Origin of the sequence: Pontibacter sp. 13R65 (assembly GCF_047525655.1) — a bacterium.
Taxonomy (GTDB): domain Bacteria; phylum Bacteroidota; class Bacteroidia; order Cytophagales; family Hymenobacteraceae; genus Pontibacter.
In genome coordinates this window covers 45,006-64,613 of record NZ_JBLIQL010000016.1, presented here as the reverse complement: position 1 = coordinate 64,613, position 19,608 = coordinate 45,006, and the positions used below count along the sequence as shown (strand labels likewise).

The following is a 19,608-nucleotide window of genomic DNA, read 5'->3' as shown; positions in this document are numbered from 1 at the left end:
TCCGGCTCTTTTATGTTATAAAGAGTTTTTTGTTCTCTCTGCTGCACTGGTAGAAGCAGGGATTATTTTTGATCCTGAGTCTGGATAATGGAGGCGTCGGGCTCAGACTGCTGCAGGTAAACTGTACTGGTCGGAAAAGCGAATTCGCCCCCGTTACGCTCCACAATCTCCACAATTTTATAAGTTATTTCTTCCCTGATGTCAATAAACTCATTAAAGTCGGTTGTGTCTACAAAGTATAGCACCATTACATCTTTAGAGTGCGCTCCTAACTGATGAAACTTGATGCGCCCGTCCTGGTTGGTGCGCGGGTGTTGGTCTATAAAATCCTGCAGTTCTGCTACAATGGCTTTTATTTGTGCGGAAGTGGTGTTGTAGGTCAGGTTGATATCAATAGACACCCGTCTGAACGTGCGCAGCGTCAGGTTGTTGAGAGGTTTATCAATCATAGATTTGTTTGGCACCGTTACAAATGTTTTCTCAAGTGTGCGGATGCGGGTGCTCCTGAAACCAATTTTCTCGATAGAGCCGGTAATGCCGCCTGCCTCTACTAAGTCGCCCACGGCAAAAGGCTTATCCAGAAAAATAGTGAAAGAAGCCAGCAGGTTCTCCAGGCTTTCTTTAGCAGCAAAGGCTAATGCCAGACCACCCACACCCAAACCAGCCACCAGGCCAGTTACATCTACGGCAAACACAGAGCCCAACATGACCAGAAATGCGAAAATCGAGACCAGTACCTTTATGAAATCTTTGAAGAAGGGCACCAGCTGGTCGTCGAGCTTCGATTTTGTTTTCTCAGCTCGGCGCGAGAACAGCAGACCTATAAAGTCTATAAAGCGTAGCAGCACCCAGTTAGTTGCCACTATTACAAAGATCTGGTACAGGCGGCGCACCACCACTTTTAACATAGGATCGGTTTCTCGAACTTCAGAGGGGTCGAGCGGGTACTTAAGTACCTGAAAGGCAAAGAAGAGCATGATCAGGAAAAGCAGCACTTCAAGGGGCTGCACCAAAAGCCGTTTAAGGGCCTTTTCGTCTTCTTCTCCGTTTTTTGATAATTTGCCTACCAGCCGGAACATGAAGCGCGATAGCAGCTTTGATAGAACTGTTTTAAAAATATAGCCCAGCAGCAAAATGCCTGTAAATATCAGGTAATTGCTTACAGTGTTTCCAAGAAACGTGTAGTTTAAAAATTCTCTGTTCATAAGTCTGTCAGCACAAAAATAAATATTAGATGCTAGACCTTTACAAGGTAAGAGTTTAAAGTTATGAGTTGAAAACAGGCGCCTGTACTGTCAGGTCAACCATTCAAACAACAAGATCCAAGACACAGGACATAAGACATTGAAGTTTTGCCTGTATCTGTCTGCATCAGGATGTACAGGAGTAGAAGTTTTACAGGATGTTAAAAAATAAAATTCATGCTCTTGCTCAGTGTTTCTCCAAATCTACTATTTGGCAAGCAGCAATTATTCTAATAAAAATGCTCTTCCTGAGACTTTTTGTTGACTTAAGGCAGAGGGCGTATCTGTGGTGTAGGCTCCTCTCTCAAAGCTTTCATGATTTTTAATTTTGAATTAGGTGCAACGCAGCCACACCAATTATTCTAATGAAAATACCCTTAAAGAGGAAGTAGAGGGAATTTTTGGTCTAGGGTTAAGTGGGTCTTGTTTAAGTGCCTCAGCAGAGGTAAATGGCGCCTCCTATATTATCTTTGGCGGCTCCGGTTACCGTTTGTAGACAATTAATTTGACCTTGCCAGCGCAGCACACCCAGAAAAGCAAAAATAAGCGCCTCTTTGTAAGATACTACCTCCGGCTCTGGCACCTCTACCTTTATCTGTTCCCCCAGGTACTGCTGTAGGAGGCTCGTAAGGAACTTGTTAAAGGCCCCGCCGCCAGTTAGCAACAGCCGGTGCTGGCCATGGTGCAAAGCAGGCAAGGCTTTTTTAATTTGAAAGGCAATGTGGTGGCAGGTTGTGTGCAATTTATCGGGCAGGGGAGCGGCAGAGGCTTCTAAAGTAGCCAGGCTATGCGCCAGCACCCATTCCTTCCCCAGCGACTTAGGGTAAGCCTGCGAAAAATAAGCCGGTGCGTTTAACTCCTCCAGGAGATCCTGCTGCAAAGTGCCTCTACTCGCCATGTCTCCGTCTTTGTCGTAAGACTTGCCTACGGTATTTGCCAGGGCGTTTAACAGCATGTTGCAGGCTCCTATATCAAAAGCGACACGCTGTCCGTTATTAGAAAAAGACACATTGGAGATGCCTCCCAGGTTCAGGCAATAATCATATTCTTTAAAAAGGAGTTCATCTCCGATAGGTACAAGCGGTGCGCCCTGTCCTCCTAAAGCTATATCAAAGGTGCGGAAATCGCAAACGACTGGCAGGCCCGCATGCGCCGCCAAGTAGGCTCCATGGCCCAACTGCAGTGATGTGTGCTGATCTGGCTGATGAAAGATGGTATGGCCATGTGAGGCCACAAAATCAGCCTTGATTTTATGCTGCTCCACAAACGCCCTTACCTGTTGGCCGAGGTGCTTGCCGTATTCATGGTCAAGTGCAATTAACTTTCGGCCGGTGCAGGTTTCGCAATCACGGAGGGAGTCAATCCAATAATCATCATATAGTAATGTAGTAGCATTAAGTATATTATATATCCAATTCTGGTTTTCGTACGTAAACCTACATAGTACTATGTCAAGTCCGTCGAGAGAAGTGCCTGACATTAGCCCGATTACATTGTATGAGTTCATAAAATAATTGAAATGCTTTAACCGGCGTATAGCCAAATATTGTAAGTGCCGTATAAATGTGACAAGGAATGTTAAATGTATGTAGAAACTGTTTAGGTATTATTTTAAATTATGAAAAGTTTGTTGTCTAGAATTGAATCTAAGAAAATAGATAAAGCGGCTGCCATGCTGAAAGTACTGGCGCACCCGAAAAGATTAGCGATTGTAGATCTGCTGGGGAAGGAGGAGAAAATGACGGTTACAGAGATTTACAAGTATCTGGATCTGCCTCAGGCAATTGCTTCTCAGCACCTTATAACGCTAAAAGATAAAGGGGTTTTATCTTCTTTCAAAGTAGGAACAAAAATTTACTACTCTCTCTCGATCCCTAAATTAATAGATGTGATCGATTGTCTGGAAGAATGCTGCATAGATATTTAAGAAAATATGGATGGTAGTTGCCCCAAGAGCTTGAGCATTATGAAAAGTTAAAAGGCTCCCCGAAGTACAGATATCACTTCAGGGAGCCTTTTAACATTTTCTTTTACTAAGAAAATGTGGCCGTTTACTTAAATTTTTGCAGTCACTTTTCCTGTTGACTTTAGCTGCTTTTTAAGCCGTTATTCTTTATATTTCTGAATTCACAGACTTATTCTCTAAATCAAACAGGTCATTCAATACATCTATCAGCGTTTCGGCTTCGCCACGTTTGCAGGCGGCCTTCAGTTGCAGCACAGGTAGCTTTATAATTTTCTGCATCATAGACTTGGTAATACTGTCGAGGCGCTTGGTTTCTTCAGGGCTCAGTTTCTTCAGGTAACGTGCCATCTCCTCCTGCCGAATGCTTTCCAGCGCATTCTTTAGTTTGTTAATGGTTGGCGACACCACCATCTCCTTCGACCAGTCGTTAAACTGCTCAATAGACTCCAGAATAATCTCCTTTACCTTTGGCACAGAGTTTATACGCTGCTGCAGTGCCTCAGAAGCTTTGTTTTGTATGGTATCTATGTTGTAAACCAGCACGCCCGGAATACTCTCTACCTCCGTCTCCACGCTGCGGGGAACCGACAAGTCGATAAAGAACTTGAAAGTAAGCACGTTCAGGCGCTTGATCATTTCTTTGGTGAAGAAAGGCGTCTCGCGGGCAACAGAAGAGATAATGACGTCTGCCTCTTTAAGTCCCTGAACTATTTCTTCAAACGGCAACACGTCCATCTCGCATTCATCAGCCAGTATTTTAGCTTTGCTCAGGGTGCGGTTCGTTATTTTTACGTTCTTAAAGCCTTTGTCTTTCAGGTTGCGGCAAACGTCTGCGCCGATCTCTCCCAGGCCAACAACTAAAATGTTAGGTTCTGTAATCTCTGCTGTAAGGTCTTCTATCAGTTCAATGGCGGCATAAGAGGTAGAGGCAGCGCCATCGCGGAAGGCAGTTTCCTGCACCACGCGCTTGTTGGTAAAAAAGATAGTGTGCATCAGGCGGTGCAGAAAAGGACCTGCCGTTTCGTTATCGGCAGCCCACTGGTAGGCCTGCTTTACCTGGTTGGTAATCTGCATATCGCCCACCACCTGCGACTCCAGACCCATCGAAACCTCGAACAGGTGCTGCACAGCATCGTCGTGCTCGTTCAGAATAGTAAAGTAATCAAAATACTTGCTGATGTTCTCGATGCCTTTTGTAATGCCCAAAAGCTTTACAATTTCGGTACTATAATCGGTATCGGAATTATAATAAACTTCGGTGCGGTTGCAGGTAGAGAGCACCAGAATATCGGAGGCCTGAATAAAGCCTTTCAGTGTTTGAAGGTATTGCCTACACGATATCTCATCTAAGGCAATCAGTTCCCTGATATCCAGCGGTGCTTTCTTGTAAGAGAGGCTGATTGCTTTGAAATTCTGAAGCATAGTTATGAGGTAAATACTAGAACGCAAATTTACGCGCTGATTTTTTAAAATGAAAGTTACTTGCCCTTAATAAGTAAATTATACTAATTTCAGATAATTTTCGTCTTACTCTGCATGATACTCATCTATTCTCAGAAGAACAGGATAAAGCTCCTGGTTGTTGTTATTGCGCTTATTATCGGTGCTGCCACCATTACCTATACCAACATACTGGTAAGTAAATTATCTGAAAGTGAACGCGAACTGGTGCAGTTGTATGCAAAAGGTCTGCGCTACATGATTAATGCTCCTAGCGATGATAATATTGTATTTATTGAGCAGGAAATCCTTTCTTCTAACCATACGGTGCCTGTTATTCTAACAGACGAATATGAGAATATACTAGATACAAAGAACATTAATTTTCCGGAAAACATTTCAGAGGACAGAAAAAATCAGCTGTTGCAGCGCCAGATCCTGAAAATGAAGGAGCAGCACGACCCGATTGTGGTGCCCTGGGCAGAAGGCTCGGTTAACTATGTGTTTTATAAAGATTCTGATTTGCTCTCGCAGCTCCGGTACTACCCCTATGTGCAGTTGGTGGTTATCGCCTGCTTTGCCCTTATTGCTTACTTCGCCTTTAGCTACTCCCGCAGGGCCGAGCAGAACCGTGTGTGGGTAGGGCTTGCCAAAGAAACGGCTCACCAGCTGGGCACGCCGCTCTCCTCGCTCATGGCCTGGTACGAGTACATGAAATCCAGCCCGAAGTTTGAGAAAGAGCCTATTGTGGCTGAACTCTGGAAAGACATCAGGCGCCTGGAAGTGATAACCGAGCGTTTTTCTAACATCGGGTCTGTGCCTTTACTCCGCGACGAGAACATACTGCAGGTAACACAAAACGCCATTAATTACCTGCAAAACCGCATTTCCAGCAAAGTGGCTTTTAGTATAGAGGCAGATTTCCCACCGGAAATTACAGCAAAAGTAAACGTGCCGCTCTTCGATTGGGTAATAGAGAACATCTGTAAAAACGCCGTAGATGCCATGGAAGGTCGCGGAAGTATTGCGCTGCAACTCTCCTTGCTTGGTAAAAGTTATATTGCCCTCGACATTGCCGATACTGGCAAAGGCATACCTAAAAGCAAGGTAGACTCTGTTTTCCTGCCTGGCTATACCACCAAAAAACGCGGCTGGGGCCTCGGCCTGGCCCTTGCCAAACGCATTATCGACAACTACCACCAAGGTAAGCTCTCTGTTAAGTCATCGGAAGTTGGTAAAGGCACCACCTTCCGGATAGTGCTGAACAGGTGATTTTTCGGGAGTTAGAAAGGTAAGGAGGTGCAAGTACTTGCTTAGGTAGTATGACCCTTGACCTTAAAACAGCCTCCAAGGCTTTGGAAGGGTGTTTTCATTAGAATAATTTGGGTACTGATTATTAATTGGTTTAATGGCTACATGGTTGATGTGATAAATCATTTGAAGACTTATAAATTTCAGGATTAGAGATTCAAACAAAATCTAGCATCTAATATCTAAGGTCTAACATCTAAGAAAGGTGGATTCAGTAGCAAGCGTACATATAGAACGGTATAAGCCCGAGCACAAAGAGGCTTGGGATGCTTTTGTGACCGGATCAAAAAATGGCACCTTCCTGCTGCACCGCAACTACATGGAGTACCATGCTGATAGGTTCGTAGACCACTCCCTGCTGTTTTTCCGGAAGAATAAGCTTATAGCCTTGTTACCAGCAAATGAGGTGGGCAATGCCGTTCATTCCCATGGAGGCCTTACGTATGGGGGCATCATCAGCGGCAGTAGCATGAAAGTGGCGCTGATGCTGGAGGTGTTTGAGGCAATGCTGAGCTACTTCAGAGCCAAAGGTTTCAGGAAGCTGCTATACAAAGCTATTCCGCACCTGTACCACCGCCTGCCAGCCGAAGAAGATTTGTATGCGCTGTTCCGGCACCAGGCCGTGCTTTACCGCCGCGATGTAGGGTCTGCTATAGAACTGCAACAGCAAATAGGCTATACCAGAACCAGGAGGTGGCAAATAGCAAAAGCTTCTAAATCGGGTATTAATGTTGCTCCGTCAAGCGATTTTGACACTTTTATGCAAATGGAGCAGCAACTGCTGGAAAGCAAGTACAACACCAGGCCCGTGCATTCGGCAGCAGAACTACAAAAGCTGAGGAGCTTCTTTCCTGACAACATCCGGCTATATACGGCTCATGCAGGTGGGGATATGGTGGCAGGAGTTGTGGTATACGAAACCGAGCAGGTAGCACACTGCCAGTACATTGCCACTACTCCGGCAGGTCGTGCTCTATATGCTTTAGATGCCATTATACATGAGTTGCTGACTCAGGTGTACCCGCACAAAAAATACTTCGATTTTGGCATATCCACAGAACAGCAGGGGCAGTACCTGAACGAAGGCTTGGTCAGTAACAAGGAAAGCTATGGTGCCCGTGCAGTAGTGCACGACTTTTATGAACTGGCGCTGTAGTTTTTGCAGCGGCCTTTCTATCTAAGCTTGCTTCTTTCTACTGAACAGCCGCAGGGGCAGCCTCCACTTTTGTTCCCAAAAATCGGATAATAAGCCAAAGCGCACCCGCCCCGATCAGGTATACCAGGAACCAGTGCACGCCCCAGCTCGAGAGGTTAGTGCAAATAAGATTCGCTACTAAGGCTACTGTAATGGCATAAGGCATTTGTGTTTTTACATGATCTATGTGGTTGCACCCGGAGGCAAGCGAACTTAAAATAGTTGTGTCGGAGATAGGGGAGCAGTGGTCGCCAAAAACAGAGCCCGCCAGCACCACCGAAATAATATTGTAAATAATAGGCATTGTTTCTTCCTGCGACATGCCTAACTGCTGGCACACATACCACGTTGCCGGCAGCATAAGCGGGTATAGTATGGCCATGGTGCCCCAACTGGAGCCTGTAGAAAAAGCAATAATAGCAGCCAGAAAAAAGGTGATCTCTGGCAGAAACCGTGGCGACACATTGCCTGAGAAAAGAGAGGTGAGGTATTCGGCGGTATAAAGCTCTTTGGTAACCGATGCCAGCGACCAGGCCAGCACCAAAATTAAAATAGCCGGTAGCATAGACTTAAAGCCGGTAACCAACGATTCCATGGTTTCATATAAGCTCATGATGCGCTGGCTGATTGTGAGTATGGCGGCTACCAGCACGCCCATTAGAGAGGCCCAGATAAGGGCGACATAGGAATTGGAGTCCCCGATGGTAACTGAGAGCTTCCGGAAGAAACCAAGCGAGGTGTCGTCCCAGGTGGACTGGTCGTAGCCGGTATACAAAAGTCCTGCTACTGTTCCGAAAATAACGATGAGCACCGGCAACAGGGCATTTATAGCTCTGCTGCGGTCCGGATCTACGGGGGCGAACTCTGCCATTTCCTGTTGTTGCTTCTCTTCAGATTTCTCGCTGAGGCGCACCGCACTTACAGCACCTGTACTCCTAGCCCTTGTCTCTGCTTTGTGCATGAGGCCAAAATCGCGGTTCATGAGAATGAGCATCAGCATAAATACCAGCGTCAGCACTGGGTAATAGGCATATTCCAGCGAGTTGAAAAATAAAGAATAAGCTCCCTCCTGAATACCCAGGGTGCTGGCAGCATCTTTAATATATCCTAACTCAGCGCCTACCCAGGTGGTAACAAAGGCAATAGCAGCTACAGGGGCAGCGGTGCTATCTACGATGTAGGCTAGTTTCTCGCGCGAGATATTGTGCTTATCTGTGACCGGGCGCATGGTATTCCCTACGATCAGTGTGTTGGCGTAATCATCGAAAAAAATCGCAATTCCCAGTCCCCAAGTTACAAGCTGTGAGCTTTTAGCCGACCTGGCATAGCGCGAGAGCAGGTTTACCACACCGGCCATGCCTCCATTCTTCGATATAATAGCCACCATGCCACCTATCAGCATTGAGAACAGAATTACTGATACGTGGTCAGGATCGGTAAGTGCTCCAACCAGGTAAGTATCGGCTACAGCCAGCAGACCCGTGAACATCGATTTAACAGAAAGGCCATAGATCACAAAGCTGCCAACCCAGATGCCTGCAAACAGCGCCAGCAACACCTCCCTGAAAATAAGAGCCAGCACAATAGCGAGCAGCGGCGGCAAGATGGAAACCCACATCGGAAATTCTCTTACACCGCGTTCTGTTTCGGCATTGGGCTGGTAGAGGCGTGCAATGGTATGAGTACCCAGGTTTGCGGTAACCTGAAGGAGCCTGGCTGGAACCTGCAGGGAGAGTGTTGCTTCGCCTTCGGTAAAGCTTGTTTCCTGTAACTTTCCATTAATGCGCAATGGCAGGAGGCCGTTGTATTTAACCAGGTTACCAGTTTCGGTGGTGGTGCGCACTGTAAAGGCCGTGTCGTTTACGGCCTGCAGCTTCAGTTCCTCTATTGTAGCTTTTATGTCTTCTTGCTGTGCGTAGGCCTGAAAAGCTGTTGTAAGCAAAAGCAAAAGACTCAAAACTGTCCGGAATAATATCATTTAGCAGGGATGGTAAATTTTTAACTCCTCAAATAAGTAAATAATATGCGTAAACGAAAACATAGGCCCCGCAGATAGATTATTTTCGCATACATCAGAATAACAGCCCCAGCACCAGGTAGCACAGGGGTTGTTATTGCTATTTCAGGCAAACTAAAAGACCCTAAAGGCTGAAAGGTAGGTGCAATCACAATTATTCTAATAAAATTGGCCTTCCAGAGGAAGAACAGACAAAATCAGGCTTAGGGATAACCTCAACAATTGAATTCTTCTGCAGCACTATCGCTTTAGCACAATTTTGCGTGTCTCCACTTTGTCAGCATACTGCACCTGCAGCATATAAATGCCGGAAGCTGCGTGCTTCAGGTCGAGCTTCTTCTCATAAATGCCATTAAAATCGGTCAATATTTCTTCCAGTACCACCTGACCAGTTGAGTTGATAGCTCTAATATGCACATCAGTTCTTGTCTCCAGGTTGAAAGATATGGAAAAGGCACCGGCCGTCGGGTTCGGATAAACTTCCAATGCTTTTAAACCGGCTGCAGGCTCAGGAAGTGCAGTAAGTATAGCCGGGGTCAGCACCTCCGACATAGCCGAGGCACAGCTGCCTGTTGTTACCTGCACCGTGTAGTTGCCGCGTTCTGTCATGGTAAAGGTTTGTGCCGTGGCACCCGGTATGGCAGTGCCATTGAGGAACCACTGGTTGCCTGTTGCTGCACTGGATGTTAGTTCATCATCGGTTTGTGAGATAACAGGTTTGGGAGGACTTGGTTGAATTGTTACCGCCACAGCTTCTGAAGTAGTTTCGCAGCCGCCAGCGTTTTTAACAGTAACGGTAAAGTTGCCTGCTGCCGCCACTGTTATAGCTTGGGTGGTTTCGCTGGTGCTCCAACGATAACTCACTCCTGTTGGTGCCGTCAGGGTTAAACTGCTGCCTTCGCAAAGGGTTGTGGCCCCGGAAACGATTACTGTTGCTACTGGCAAAGCAGTAACAGTAATCGTTTTGCTTATAGATGTTCTGGCATTGCAGGCATCAAAGGCAAGTAAAGTTACAGTATAGGTGCCTGGTGTATGGTAGGTTAGGTAAAGCTGGTCGTCCGTTGTTCTGGCTTCATCTGCGCCAGCATGCACCCACTCCAGGCGGGTGGCACCTGTTGTTTGTGCCGCACTAAATACCATTTCTGTTCCTACACAAACCTCTGGTTTAACCAAAGGAGCCGCTAAGGTTAAAGAAGCCGCAAACGGATTTAGCCTTCTGGAAAGAGTAGGCTGAATAAACATAGCCAGATCTGTTCCCCAACCGGCAAGCAGCGTGTTCCAGGAGCCGTCTTTTTGTTGCTCCCAGCCCTGCACTCCTTCAGCCGGTTGCTGAGTAGTACTATGCGTGGCAATAGCTACCTGGTTATCGGTTCCCTGATTTAACACAACCCCAACCATAAAATGATCAGGTACTGGCACCGCTGCATCAAATGGTACTTCTGTGGTTCTTTGCGCAGCTATGTCAGCGGCAATATCTTTTAGGTTGATATTTTTTGAGGCAATGATTTTGTCTGGTATACCACCTGATACAGACCACACCGCTACCTGCAAAGTTGCCGTGGCACCGGCAGCAGGAGCGACATAGCCAAAGCGGATGCTGGTACCCATAAGGTAAGAGTAACCTGCACGATTATAGGTAAACAGATTGGCCTTAGCCAGATGGGCACGCGTGCTGTTGCCTGTTATATAATCATCACCTGATTTGTAGGTTTCTATGGAGCCAATAAAAGGCGTATTTAACTTCTCGCAATGGTAGTCGGCTACGGAAATATATTCTTCCTTAACAAGCTGCTTACTATTTCCGGTGTTTGCTTTTTTAGCTACCAGACTCACTTTATAAGTGCCGGGAATTTTGTATGTTACAGTCGGAGATGCTTCTGTTGATGTTGTCGTTTCTGCTCCTTCAAATTCCCATTCATAGGCATCGGCACTGGTGGAGGTGTTCCGGAAAGTAATAGATGATCCTGTGAGCACAGTGGTATAGGCTGTAGTAAAGTCAGCCACAAGTAAACCGCGCACTGTCAGGTTCACATCAACTACGAGTTCAGGATAGTCGGCCTTGTCTGTTTTTACCAGCACCTTCGCCTTATACTGCCCGGCAGTAAGCTCACCGGCCTGTAGTTGCGCCTCAAAGTTAGCCTCTTCTCCGGCGGCTATGGTGCCCTTTACTGGCGTTGTTGTAAGCCAGGTAGGTGCACCCAGAGCCCTTATTTTAAAGGTGTTGGTGTTATAGGCGGTCCAGGAGGTGCCATTGGCGCTGTGAAAGCTTCGGTTTGTACTAGTGCCGCCGCCTGTGTAACCCTGCGGATATGGTACACCTGTAAAGGTAAATACTACCCAGAATACATCATTTTTTACAAATTGAAGCGGCTGCTGCAGCGGGATGGTTATAAAAGCACCTTGGTTAGCAGAAGCCTCTGACGAAAAGATTTGCTCTGCCAGCAAAGTGCCGTTAGCAGGGTTAGTACCTCCTTTATATACTTTAAGGGTTATGTTGCGGTTTATTGCGGCTTCGGTTCTGTAATAGTTCTGTACCTGTAGCAGGCTGAAGGTGGGGCTTGTAACATCAAACTTCATGGCTGTGTGGATGGTAGCCGTGGTGCTGTTGAGGCCTGTAAAACTATCGGGTGCCTGATCGGCATCGTACTTTAGAGTTTGAGAAACCTCCTGTTGTACCTGAAGCGTATAGTCAAAACGCTTATCGCCAGTGTTGCTGATGGTAACTGCTTTGGTGATGGCAGTGGCTTTGTCTTCTTCATCCAAAATTACACTCAGGGTAGCCGGTGTAACGGCTATAGGTGGCGTAGTGGCTGTGGCACTCAGGTTGATAACTGCAGTGGGAGTAGCAGGCACATTGGACGTAAGGGTAAGGGTTGCAGCCATATTGCCAACGGCAGAAGGTTTGAAAGTAACAGAAAACACCTGTTGCGAACCCGGCTTAATAGTGGCAGGAGCGGCAGGAGAGAGCGTAAAGTCTGCTGCTGAAAAGGCTCCTCCAGCAAAGGTGGCGGTGTTCAGTACCAAGTCAGCTATACCTGTATTCTGAACTGTAAACTGTTTCGTAACGCTGGCATGCGCATACAAAGAACCAAAATCCAATGCTTTATGCTCCAGGAAAATCTCTGGCTCGCCACCCGTTAAAGTAACTGTTAGTGGCCGGTTTACAACTGGTTCAATAGGGTCGTTGCTTACAATCTGTATATATGCCTGGTAGGTGCCGTTCACTTGGCCATCTGTGTCTATGGCTAGCGTTAAGGGTTGCTGTTGTGCTGCGGCAACAGTGCCAGAAGCCGGACTTAACAAGAATCCGCTTGCACTAAGTGCTCTAACTTTAAAAGCAGCTGTGGCTAAGAATGCTGCCAATAGCTGTGCATCGTTGTAGTTCTTGCCATCCCCACTAATAAAGAAGGTAGCTGGTTTTTCACCAATTTTATCGTAGCCTTGGGGGTAGTCCAGGCCTTGCGGCATTTTAAAGTCTACCCAAAACACCTCGCCAGGCTGGAACTGCTGTGGCTCCTGTAGTGTAAAAGATTGTAAGCTTCCGCCAGCTACCACCGGGCCGGATGCAGTTTGTGTAGTGAGTAAGGTGGCATTGCCTGGCGAAGTGCCGCCTTTAAATATCCGTATACCAATAGCGGCACTGGTTACAGTCGTTGTATTACCTACCACGTTTTGAACGTGTGTCAGCAGAAAGCCTCTGGGGCCTGCCACAAACTTAACAGCTGTGTAAAAGCTTGCTCCGCCAAATCCTACACTTCCTTCTGAACCAGATGTTTCTTTGTCGTGAGCAAGTATATTACTGCCCGATGCCGGTATAACCGTGGCCGTGTACTGCAGTGGCTCTGAACCAGCGTTGCCGATAGCGAGTTGTTGCGTGCCAGTTTTACCGGTTTCTCTGTTTAATGATAAAGTGATAGCCGACTTGTCGAACTGCAGCCTGGGGGCTGCCAGTGTTTTGGCGCTAATAATATTAGAGAGGGTGCCGTCGCCATAAAAAGAACGAGCCATAACGGCCAAGTAGTAGGTGGTGCCAGGGAGGAGATCTTTTACAAGAAGCTCCTGTTGCGTACCTGGTGCAGCAGGTGCTACACTGCTGGTTGTTCTGTTTGCAGTTCCAAAGTTGGCTGCTGTAATAGGTTCAAAGGCGTAGCGTACGTCATACAGGGTAGCCTTCTCCGTACTATTAACGGTAGGAGAGGTCCAGGACAATTTCAGGCTGGTAGCTGTTACGTTACTGGCAGTTAGGTTAGCAATGGCAGCAGGAGCCACTTTGTTAGTAAGCCCTTGTATGGTTTGAATGGCTTTAAGTACATTAATACGGCCGGCACCTAGCTTGCCCAAATACTTTTTATTCTGCCCGATTATATGATCAATGGGGTCTGCAGAGCTTTTTAGAATTTCCAGAACAGCCTGCGGCGTAAGATTTGGATTTTCTGAGAGCATGTAGGCAACCATACCTGCTACCAGCGGAGTGGCCATAGAGGTGCCGCTGTAGGTGGTGTAAGACCCTGCAGCACCACCGGCCACGGTGCTCATAATAGCAGAGCCGGGAGCTGTAATATCTACCCAGGTGCCGTAGTTTGTGAAGGAACTGGCCAGGTCCTTACTGTCGGAGCTGGAAACCGCAATTACATGATTGTAGGCGGCAGGGTAGGTCTTGGTTTCCACGGCTTCGTTGCCGGCAGCCGCTACTACCACTATGCCGTTGGCAGTAGCTTCGTTGAACAGGTTCTGATACGTTGTGCTGCTACCGATGCCCCCCCACGACAGACTTAGCACACGCGCGCCCTGGTTTATGGCATAAACCACGCCTTCGTAAGCACGTTCCACGGCTCTTGTGTTGACTGCCTCATCGGTGGTGCATTTCACACCCATTATCCGGATGTTGTTATGGCTCACCGCGCTAATGCCTATACCGTTATTGGTTACGGCCCCGGCAATACCGGCGCAATGTGTTCCGTGCGAAAATACTTGAGCACCGGCTGCATTTAAACCTGTAAACGGTGGTCGCGGGTCGTTGTCGTTGTTGGCTACATCATAGCTTTTTTCAAGATCTATATTAGCCGCCAAGTCGGGGTGCGACACCAGTACGGCATCGTCTATAATGGCGAGCAGTGTTTTATTAGTGCCTGTATGAATGCCAAATGCCTGTGCCGCCTTTGTCAGGTTTAGGGCATATTGGCTGTTGTTGGTAAAGTAGGGGTCGTTTGGAACAGCCGATGTTACATAGTAGGGCACCCGCTCGGCATAAGCCACGTCCGGCATTGCGTTCAGTTCAGACAAAAGGTCGTTTACCGCCTCCGGCTTTTCTACCACTACCTCATATAGTTTTCTGGTAGAGGCTAGTTTAGCAGAAACAGGCAGTGCTGATACACTGCTGGCCTCGTAGCGCTGAAACGTGCCACTGATTTTATTGCCTGCTACTTTAGGGCGTGCTGCCTTTGTTTTGAACGTCTGCAACTGAACCTCCGACTGGTCTTTCAGTTTTACAAACACCCGGTCTGGCCAATATGCCTGGGTGCTGGCATCCTGTAGTGCTGTAGCTGCTAGGTAGCTGGTTTGGTTATTGGTACTTGCGGTGCTGTTAGCTCTTTGCTGAAGCTTTGGTTGCAGAGCTGGCTTGGCTGTAATCAAGCTATCTGCTTTTTTAATAATGGGTAGCCGGGTAGGCTGTGCCATTGTTTGCCCCCACACCAAGAGCATCAGGCACAAGAGTAAAAGTTTACTCATATAAAAAAGAATATTATTAACATGAAAATGATAAAATAACCGCGGCACCCGGAACACTAAAGAATATTATGCACAGGTAGAGCCGGAGGCAAAACAGTGTTGCTTTGAATTATATAGTAAATTATATATTTAATGTAGAAGCCTTACCTTGTTGGGGAGCGATAACAGAAAACATCTTAGCCTAATGTAAATTTACAGCGATTTTTATTTAAGAAAATAATATTTTCTTTTAATACTGCATTAACCGGCGCTGTAGACCTTTTTTCTTTTTAATTTTTTGAAAGTAAGCTTAATACATGGTAAAGCCACATCCGAATTATTCTAATAAAAAGGGCCTTCCGGAAGTGTTTTTCGTAAAAATAGCGCAGTGTTATCGAGCCCTGTTCACGATAAAAACTCCAATCAGAATAACCACCATGCCTAAGTAGTGCCACAGCTGAATAGTTTCGCCATCGAGCACCCCCCACATGAGCGCTACAATCGGGATCAGGTAATTAATGGTGCTGGCGAAAACGGGCGTGGAAATATGAATAAGCTTGTTGAGCAAAATAAGGCCGATGGCGGTACTGAAGACAGCCAGCAAGGCAATGTATAGCAAAGCTTCCCAAGCTCCATCGGTTACCTGCAGCTTCAGAAAAGCATCTGTTGTGAAAAGGTATACCGCTGCCATAGGGCCAACCGTAAGCAAAGCCATACTCGACATAACCACCGGGTGGATGCCCTGCAACCGGAATTTAATGATGTTTGCACTGCCGCCGTAGCAGATGGTGGCAATTACGATAAATAACCCATAAAAGGCATTGCTCGTTTCGTCATTTCCGTTTCCGGTAAAAATGAGCATGGCAGTGCCTGCTATGCCCACTAAAATGCCTGCCATACGCAGCCAGGTAATGCGCTGCCGGAAAAGGGCTGCTCCAATCAGCAGTGTAAACAGGGCCGTGAGCGAATTGAGCACACCCGCCAGTCCGCTTGCCAGCTCAGTTTCGGCATAAGCAAACAAAAATGCCGGTAGTAAATTGCCCAGCAGGCCGCTCAGCAGCAGAAACTTCCAGCGATCTGGGGCTATCTTGCGCAGGTTTGCAATGGCAAAGGGCAGCAGCGAGAGGCACGCGATCACGATTCGGAGTGCGCCCAGTTCATCGGAGGCAAAAACAACGAGCCCTTTCTTTATCAGGATGAAAGAAGTGCCCCAGATAAAGGTGAGCACAATAATGAGCAGCCAGGTAAGTGCCGGTACGGTGGCTTTGTCCTGTACGGGAGGAGGCGTAGTGGTTTTGATGGAATTCACTTTTTTAATTCAAAAGAAAGCAAAATAGATAATGCCGGTTGCGCACCCATTGGCGCAGATGACCTGCAGGAATTATTCTAATGAAAATGCCCTTCCAGGGCCCAAATGAATAGTTTAGGGCTCATGCCTCCTGCCTGTTTTCAGGAAAACTCCTCCTGGCCAACAAATGGTCAGGACTGATTAGAAGCCGAAACACCTCCGGAAGGGCATTTTGATTAGAATAATTTAAAAACAGCCTAACTTATACGAAACTCATGGTTTGCGCAATCTCCTCCAGCGTATCGTAAATTTCGTTAATGTCTTCGGACTGCACCAGGCGCATGCGCAGCGGCTTAAAGTGCGACAGCCCTCTAAAGTAATTGGTGTAGTGGCGGCGCATCTCAAAAATGCCCAACTTTTCGCCTTTCCACTCCAGCGAGTGCGTGAAGTGCTGGCGACAAACAGCTACACGCTCCTCCAGTGTTGGCCCTGGCAGTTGCTCGCCGGTGGCCATAAAGTGCTTGATCTCGTTAAAGATCCAAGGGTAGCCAATGGAGGCGCGACCAATCATGATGCCGTCTACGCCGTAGCGGTTGCGGTACTCCAACGCTTTTTCAGGTGTGTCTATGTCGCCGTTGCCGAAGATTGGGATCTTCATGCGCGGGTTATTCTTCACTTCAGCTATCAGGCTCCAGTCGGCTTCGCCTTTGTACATTTGCACGCGGGTGCGGCCGTGTATACTGAGGGCTTGTATGCCGATATCCTGCAGGCGCTCGGCCGTTTCTACAATATTCTTGGTGTTGTCGTCCCAGCCGAGGCGGGTTTTAACGGTAACGGGCAGGTGCGTGGCTTTCACGATTTCAGAAGTCATTTGCACCATTTTCGGAATATCGCGGAGCAGGGCAGCACCGGCGCCTTTGCAGGCCACATTTTTCACGGGGCAACCGTAGTTAATGTCAATCAGGTCGGGGCCTGCCTGTGTCGACACAATGGCGGCTTCGCGCATCGAGTCTATCTCGGAACCGAAAATCTGAATGCCGATCGGGCGCTCGTAATCAAAAATATCGAGCTTCTGCAGACTTTTAGCTGCATCCCGAATCAAACCCTCCGACGAGATAAATTCCGTATACATCAAATCAGCGCCATTTGCTTTGCATACCTTCCGGAACGGCGGATCGCTTACGTCCTCCATAGGTGCCAGCAGCAGCGGAAACTCGCCAAGTTCTATGTTCGCTATCTTTACCAAAGCTTAATTTATTTTTTCACGTAAATTTACATCAATTAAACCTAAACTTCTCCATGAAAGGTTTCATCCTGAAAGAAACAAGTCCATTTTTGGTACTGCTGCTGTTAATGGCTTTTGTTTTAGGAGGGGCTTTTATAGCTACTTTTGTATATGCCGTGTTAGGCGAGCTGTTGTTCGGGGTGAGCCTATTCGAGCTGGAGAAGATCTTCAGAAACCCAGCTGAAATTACGCAAGGGCGTGATACGGTTTTGTTTTACCAGGGTATTATGGCATTTTGTATGTTCGTGCTGGCCCCACTTTTGCTGCTGCGATCGCTACACTTAGAGGCAGACTATTACCTGAACTGGAAAAACCGTTCTTCGTTAGGACTTATTCTGCTCAGCGGCCTGCTGGTTATTTTTATTATGCCTGTCAACTCGCTTATTATTGACTGGAATGCAGAAATAAGCTTTCCGGAATCGATGAAGGCATTTGAGCAGTGGACCCGCGCAAAAGAAAGCGAAGGTGCCGAGCTTATAAAAATGTTCGTTCAATTTAACTCTTTCACAGATTTTTTAATAAGTCTGGTCGTAATGGCTGTTATAGCAGGAGTTGGAGAAGAGCTCATTTTTAGGGGTGTGGTGCAAAAGCAGCTTCAAGGCTGGCTCGGAAACCAGCATGCAGCAATCTGGCTTGCCGCCATTGCATTTAGTCTGATCCATGTGCAATTACTACGGTTTTGTGCCCCGGGTGGTGCTGGGAGCGCTGCTGGGTTATCTTTACTGGTGGTCCGGGCGTATTATAGTGCCTATTTTAGCGCACTTTGTGAACAACGGTTATCAGGTGCTGCTGTTGTACTTGTACCAGACAGGGCGCTTAAATACAGATATTCACTCAAGAGAGCCGATGCCTTCTTATTATGTAGTGCTGTCGGTGCTGATAAGTGCGGCCACTTTATACTACCTGCACCAGCAGTTTATGCGGGTGCCAGCGCGTAGGGTGCCTTTGGCAGTCGTGTCAGGAGAGGGATAGCGTTTGTAGCAGGTTAGAAAGAAGCCTTTTTATTGTATCGCCTTTGCCTTTGCACATCTGGCGTTTTAACTGCCTGGTAGTTCTGACGCGGAGAATCGAAGAGAAGCCTGGGCGACTTTATTTTTTACACCAATTAAACCTAAATTTCATTCTATGAAAGGTTTCGTTAAGAAAGAAACAAGTCCGTTTCTGGTACTGCTGTTACTAATAGCATTTGTAATAGGTGGGGCTTTTGTAGCCACTTTTATATATGCCGTTTTAGGCGATATGCTGTTTGGAGTAGGTATGTTTGAGCTGGAGAGAGCGCTCAAGAATCCAACTGAGTTTCCGCAAGGGCGTAGTGCCATTATGTTTTACCAGGGTATTGTGTCGCTCTGCATGTTTGTGTTTGCTCCTTTGCTGCTCATACAGTCGCTGGGCTATAACCTGGGCCGCTACCTGAACTGGAAAGACCGCCCTATGCTGGGTCTGGTGCTGCTGAGCGGCCTGCTGATTATCGCCATTATGCCAGCCAACTCCTTAATTATATACTGGAATGCCAATATGTCGCTGCCCGATTTTATGCAGCAGTTTGAGGATTGGGCACGACAGAAAGAGGAATATGCTGCCGAACTTACTAAACTGTTTGCCAAGTTTACCACTATTCCGGAGCTGTTAGTGGGGCTGCTCGTTATTGCCGTTATTCCGGCCATAGGCGAGGAGCTGCTGTTCAGAGGAGTGGTGCAGCGGCAGATTCAGCGATGGTCCGGCAATGGGCATGTAGGTATTTGGGTGGCTGCCATTGCCTTTAGTGCTATACACGTGCAGTTTTTCGGGTTTGTTCCCCGCATGGTGCTGGGTGCTTTGTTTGGGTACCTGTATTGGTGGTCGGGCAGAATAAGTGTGCCTATTGTGGCACACTTCGTAAACAACGGATTTACGGTGCTGCTCCTGTATCTGTATCAAACCGGCTCCATAGAGGCCGACATTGAGTCGTCGGAGCCCATGCCTGTTTACAGTGTTGTTATGTCTGTTGTGCTGAGTGCAGGCTTGCTTTACTACCTGTACAAGGAATTTATGAAGCTGCCCCTCTTGCAGAAGCAGGAAGCAGAGCCAGAGTCAACCAATAATTTTACCGATGCCCCTAATCTACCCGGTAGAACGGACGGCTTATAAGTTTTTGGCATTCTCTATTTAAATCC

At 47.2% G+C, this 19,608-nt stretch carries 12 protein-coding genes; 5 read left to right on the top strand and 7 right to left on the bottom strand.

All coding sequences use genetic code 11. The features are described from left to right. Positions 1 to 62: 62 nt before the first annotated feature. Positions 63 to 1,205, bottom strand: coding sequence for a mechanosensitive ion channel family protein (locus ACMA1I_RS16935; RefSeq protein WP_337069607.1), 1,143 nt, complete (start codon positions 1,203 to 1,205; stop codon positions 63 to 65). Between the two features lie 475 nt (positions 1,206 to 1,680). Beyond that, the gene (locus ACMA1I_RS16930; RefSeq protein WP_337069606.1) at positions 1,681 to 2,751 is read right to left on the bottom strand and encodes an anhydro-N-acetylmuramic acid kinase; all 1,071 of its coding nucleotides are present in this window, start codon (positions 2,749 to 2,751) and stop codon (positions 1,681 to 1,683) included. Between the two features lie 111 nt (positions 2,752 to 2,862). Here ACMA1I_RS16930 and ACMA1I_RS16925 point away from each other — a divergent pair, with 111 nt between their 5' ends. Further along, positions 2,863 to 3,171, top strand: coding sequence for an ArsR/SmtB family transcription factor (locus ACMA1I_RS16925; protein WP_018476478.1), 309 nt, complete (start codon positions 2,863 to 2,865; stop codon positions 3,169 to 3,171). A 186-nt stretch (positions 3,172 to 3,357) separates the two neighbouring features. Here ACMA1I_RS16925 and hemA read toward each other — a convergent pair whose 3' ends face one another. Continuing rightward, positions 3,358 to 4,632 (bottom strand): glutamyl-tRNA reductase, encoded by a 1,275-nt coding sequence (gene hemA, locus ACMA1I_RS16920; RefSeq protein ID WP_337069604.1) that lies wholly within the window; start codon positions 4,630 to 4,632, stop codon positions 3,358 to 3,360. A gap of 114 nt (positions 4,633 to 4,746) precedes the next feature. On the opposite strand from hemA, the gene ACMA1I_RS16915 reads away from it, so the two are divergent. Both ACMA1I_RS16915 and ACMA1I_RS16910 read left to right on the top strand, forming a co-directional pair. Continuing rightward, positions 4,747 to 5,922, top strand: a complete 1,176-nt coding sequence (locus ACMA1I_RS16915) for a HAMP domain-containing sensor histidine kinase (RefSeq protein ID WP_337069603.1) — start codon at positions 4,747 to 4,749, stop codon at positions 5,920 to 5,922. 244 nt (positions 5,923 to 6,166) lie between these two features. Continuing rightward, positions 6,167 to 7,117, top strand: a complete 951-nt coding sequence (locus ACMA1I_RS16910) for a GNAT family N-acetyltransferase (protein WP_337069602.1) — start codon at positions 6,167 to 6,169, stop codon at positions 7,115 to 7,117. Between the two features lie 37 nt (positions 7,118 to 7,154). Here the strand turns inward: ACMA1I_RS16910 and ACMA1I_RS16905 are convergent, their stop codons facing one another. The 4 genes from ACMA1I_RS16905 to dusB form a co-directional block, all read right to left on the bottom strand. Continuing rightward, positions 7,155 to 9,134, bottom strand: coding sequence for a Na+/H+ antiporter NhaC family protein (locus tag ACMA1I_RS16905; protein ID WP_337069601.1), 1,980 nt, complete (start codon positions 9,132 to 9,134; stop codon positions 7,155 to 7,157). A gap of 279 nt (positions 9,135 to 9,413) precedes the next feature. Then, entirely contained in the window at positions 9,414 to 14,903 is a 5,490-nt protein-coding gene (locus tag ACMA1I_RS16900) for a S8 family serine peptidase (RefSeq protein WP_337069600.1), read from the bottom strand. A 370-nt stretch (positions 14,904 to 15,273) separates the two neighbouring features. Then, positions 15,274 to 16,191 (bottom strand): DMT family transporter, encoded by a 918-nt coding sequence (locus ACMA1I_RS16895; RefSeq protein WP_337069599.1) that lies wholly within the window; start codon positions 16,189 to 16,191, stop codon positions 15,274 to 15,276. 241 nt (positions 16,192 to 16,432) lie between these two features. Further along, positions 16,433 to 17,416 (bottom strand): tRNA dihydrouridine synthase DusB, encoded by a 984-nt coding sequence (dusB, locus tag ACMA1I_RS16890; RefSeq protein WP_337069598.1) that lies wholly within the window; start codon positions 17,414 to 17,416, stop codon positions 16,433 to 16,435. Positions 17,417 to 17,469: 53 nt separating this feature from the next. On the opposite strand from dusB, the gene ACMA1I_RS16885 reads away from it, so the two are divergent. Both ACMA1I_RS16885 and ACMA1I_RS16880 read left to right on the top strand, forming a co-directional pair. After that, the gene (locus tag ACMA1I_RS16885; RefSeq protein ID WP_337069597.1) at positions 17,470 to 18,393 is read left to right on the top strand and encodes a CPBP family intramembrane glutamic endopeptidase; all 924 of its coding nucleotides are present in this window, start codon (positions 17,470 to 17,472) and stop codon (positions 18,391 to 18,393) included. Positions 18,394 to 18,580: 187 nt separating this feature from the next. Beyond that, positions 18,581 to 19,582, top strand: a complete 1,002-nt coding sequence (locus ACMA1I_RS16880; protein ID WP_337069596.1) for a CPBP family intramembrane glutamic endopeptidase — start codon at positions 18,581 to 18,583, stop codon at positions 19,580 to 19,582. Positions 19,583 to 19,608: the final 26 nt, after the last annotated feature.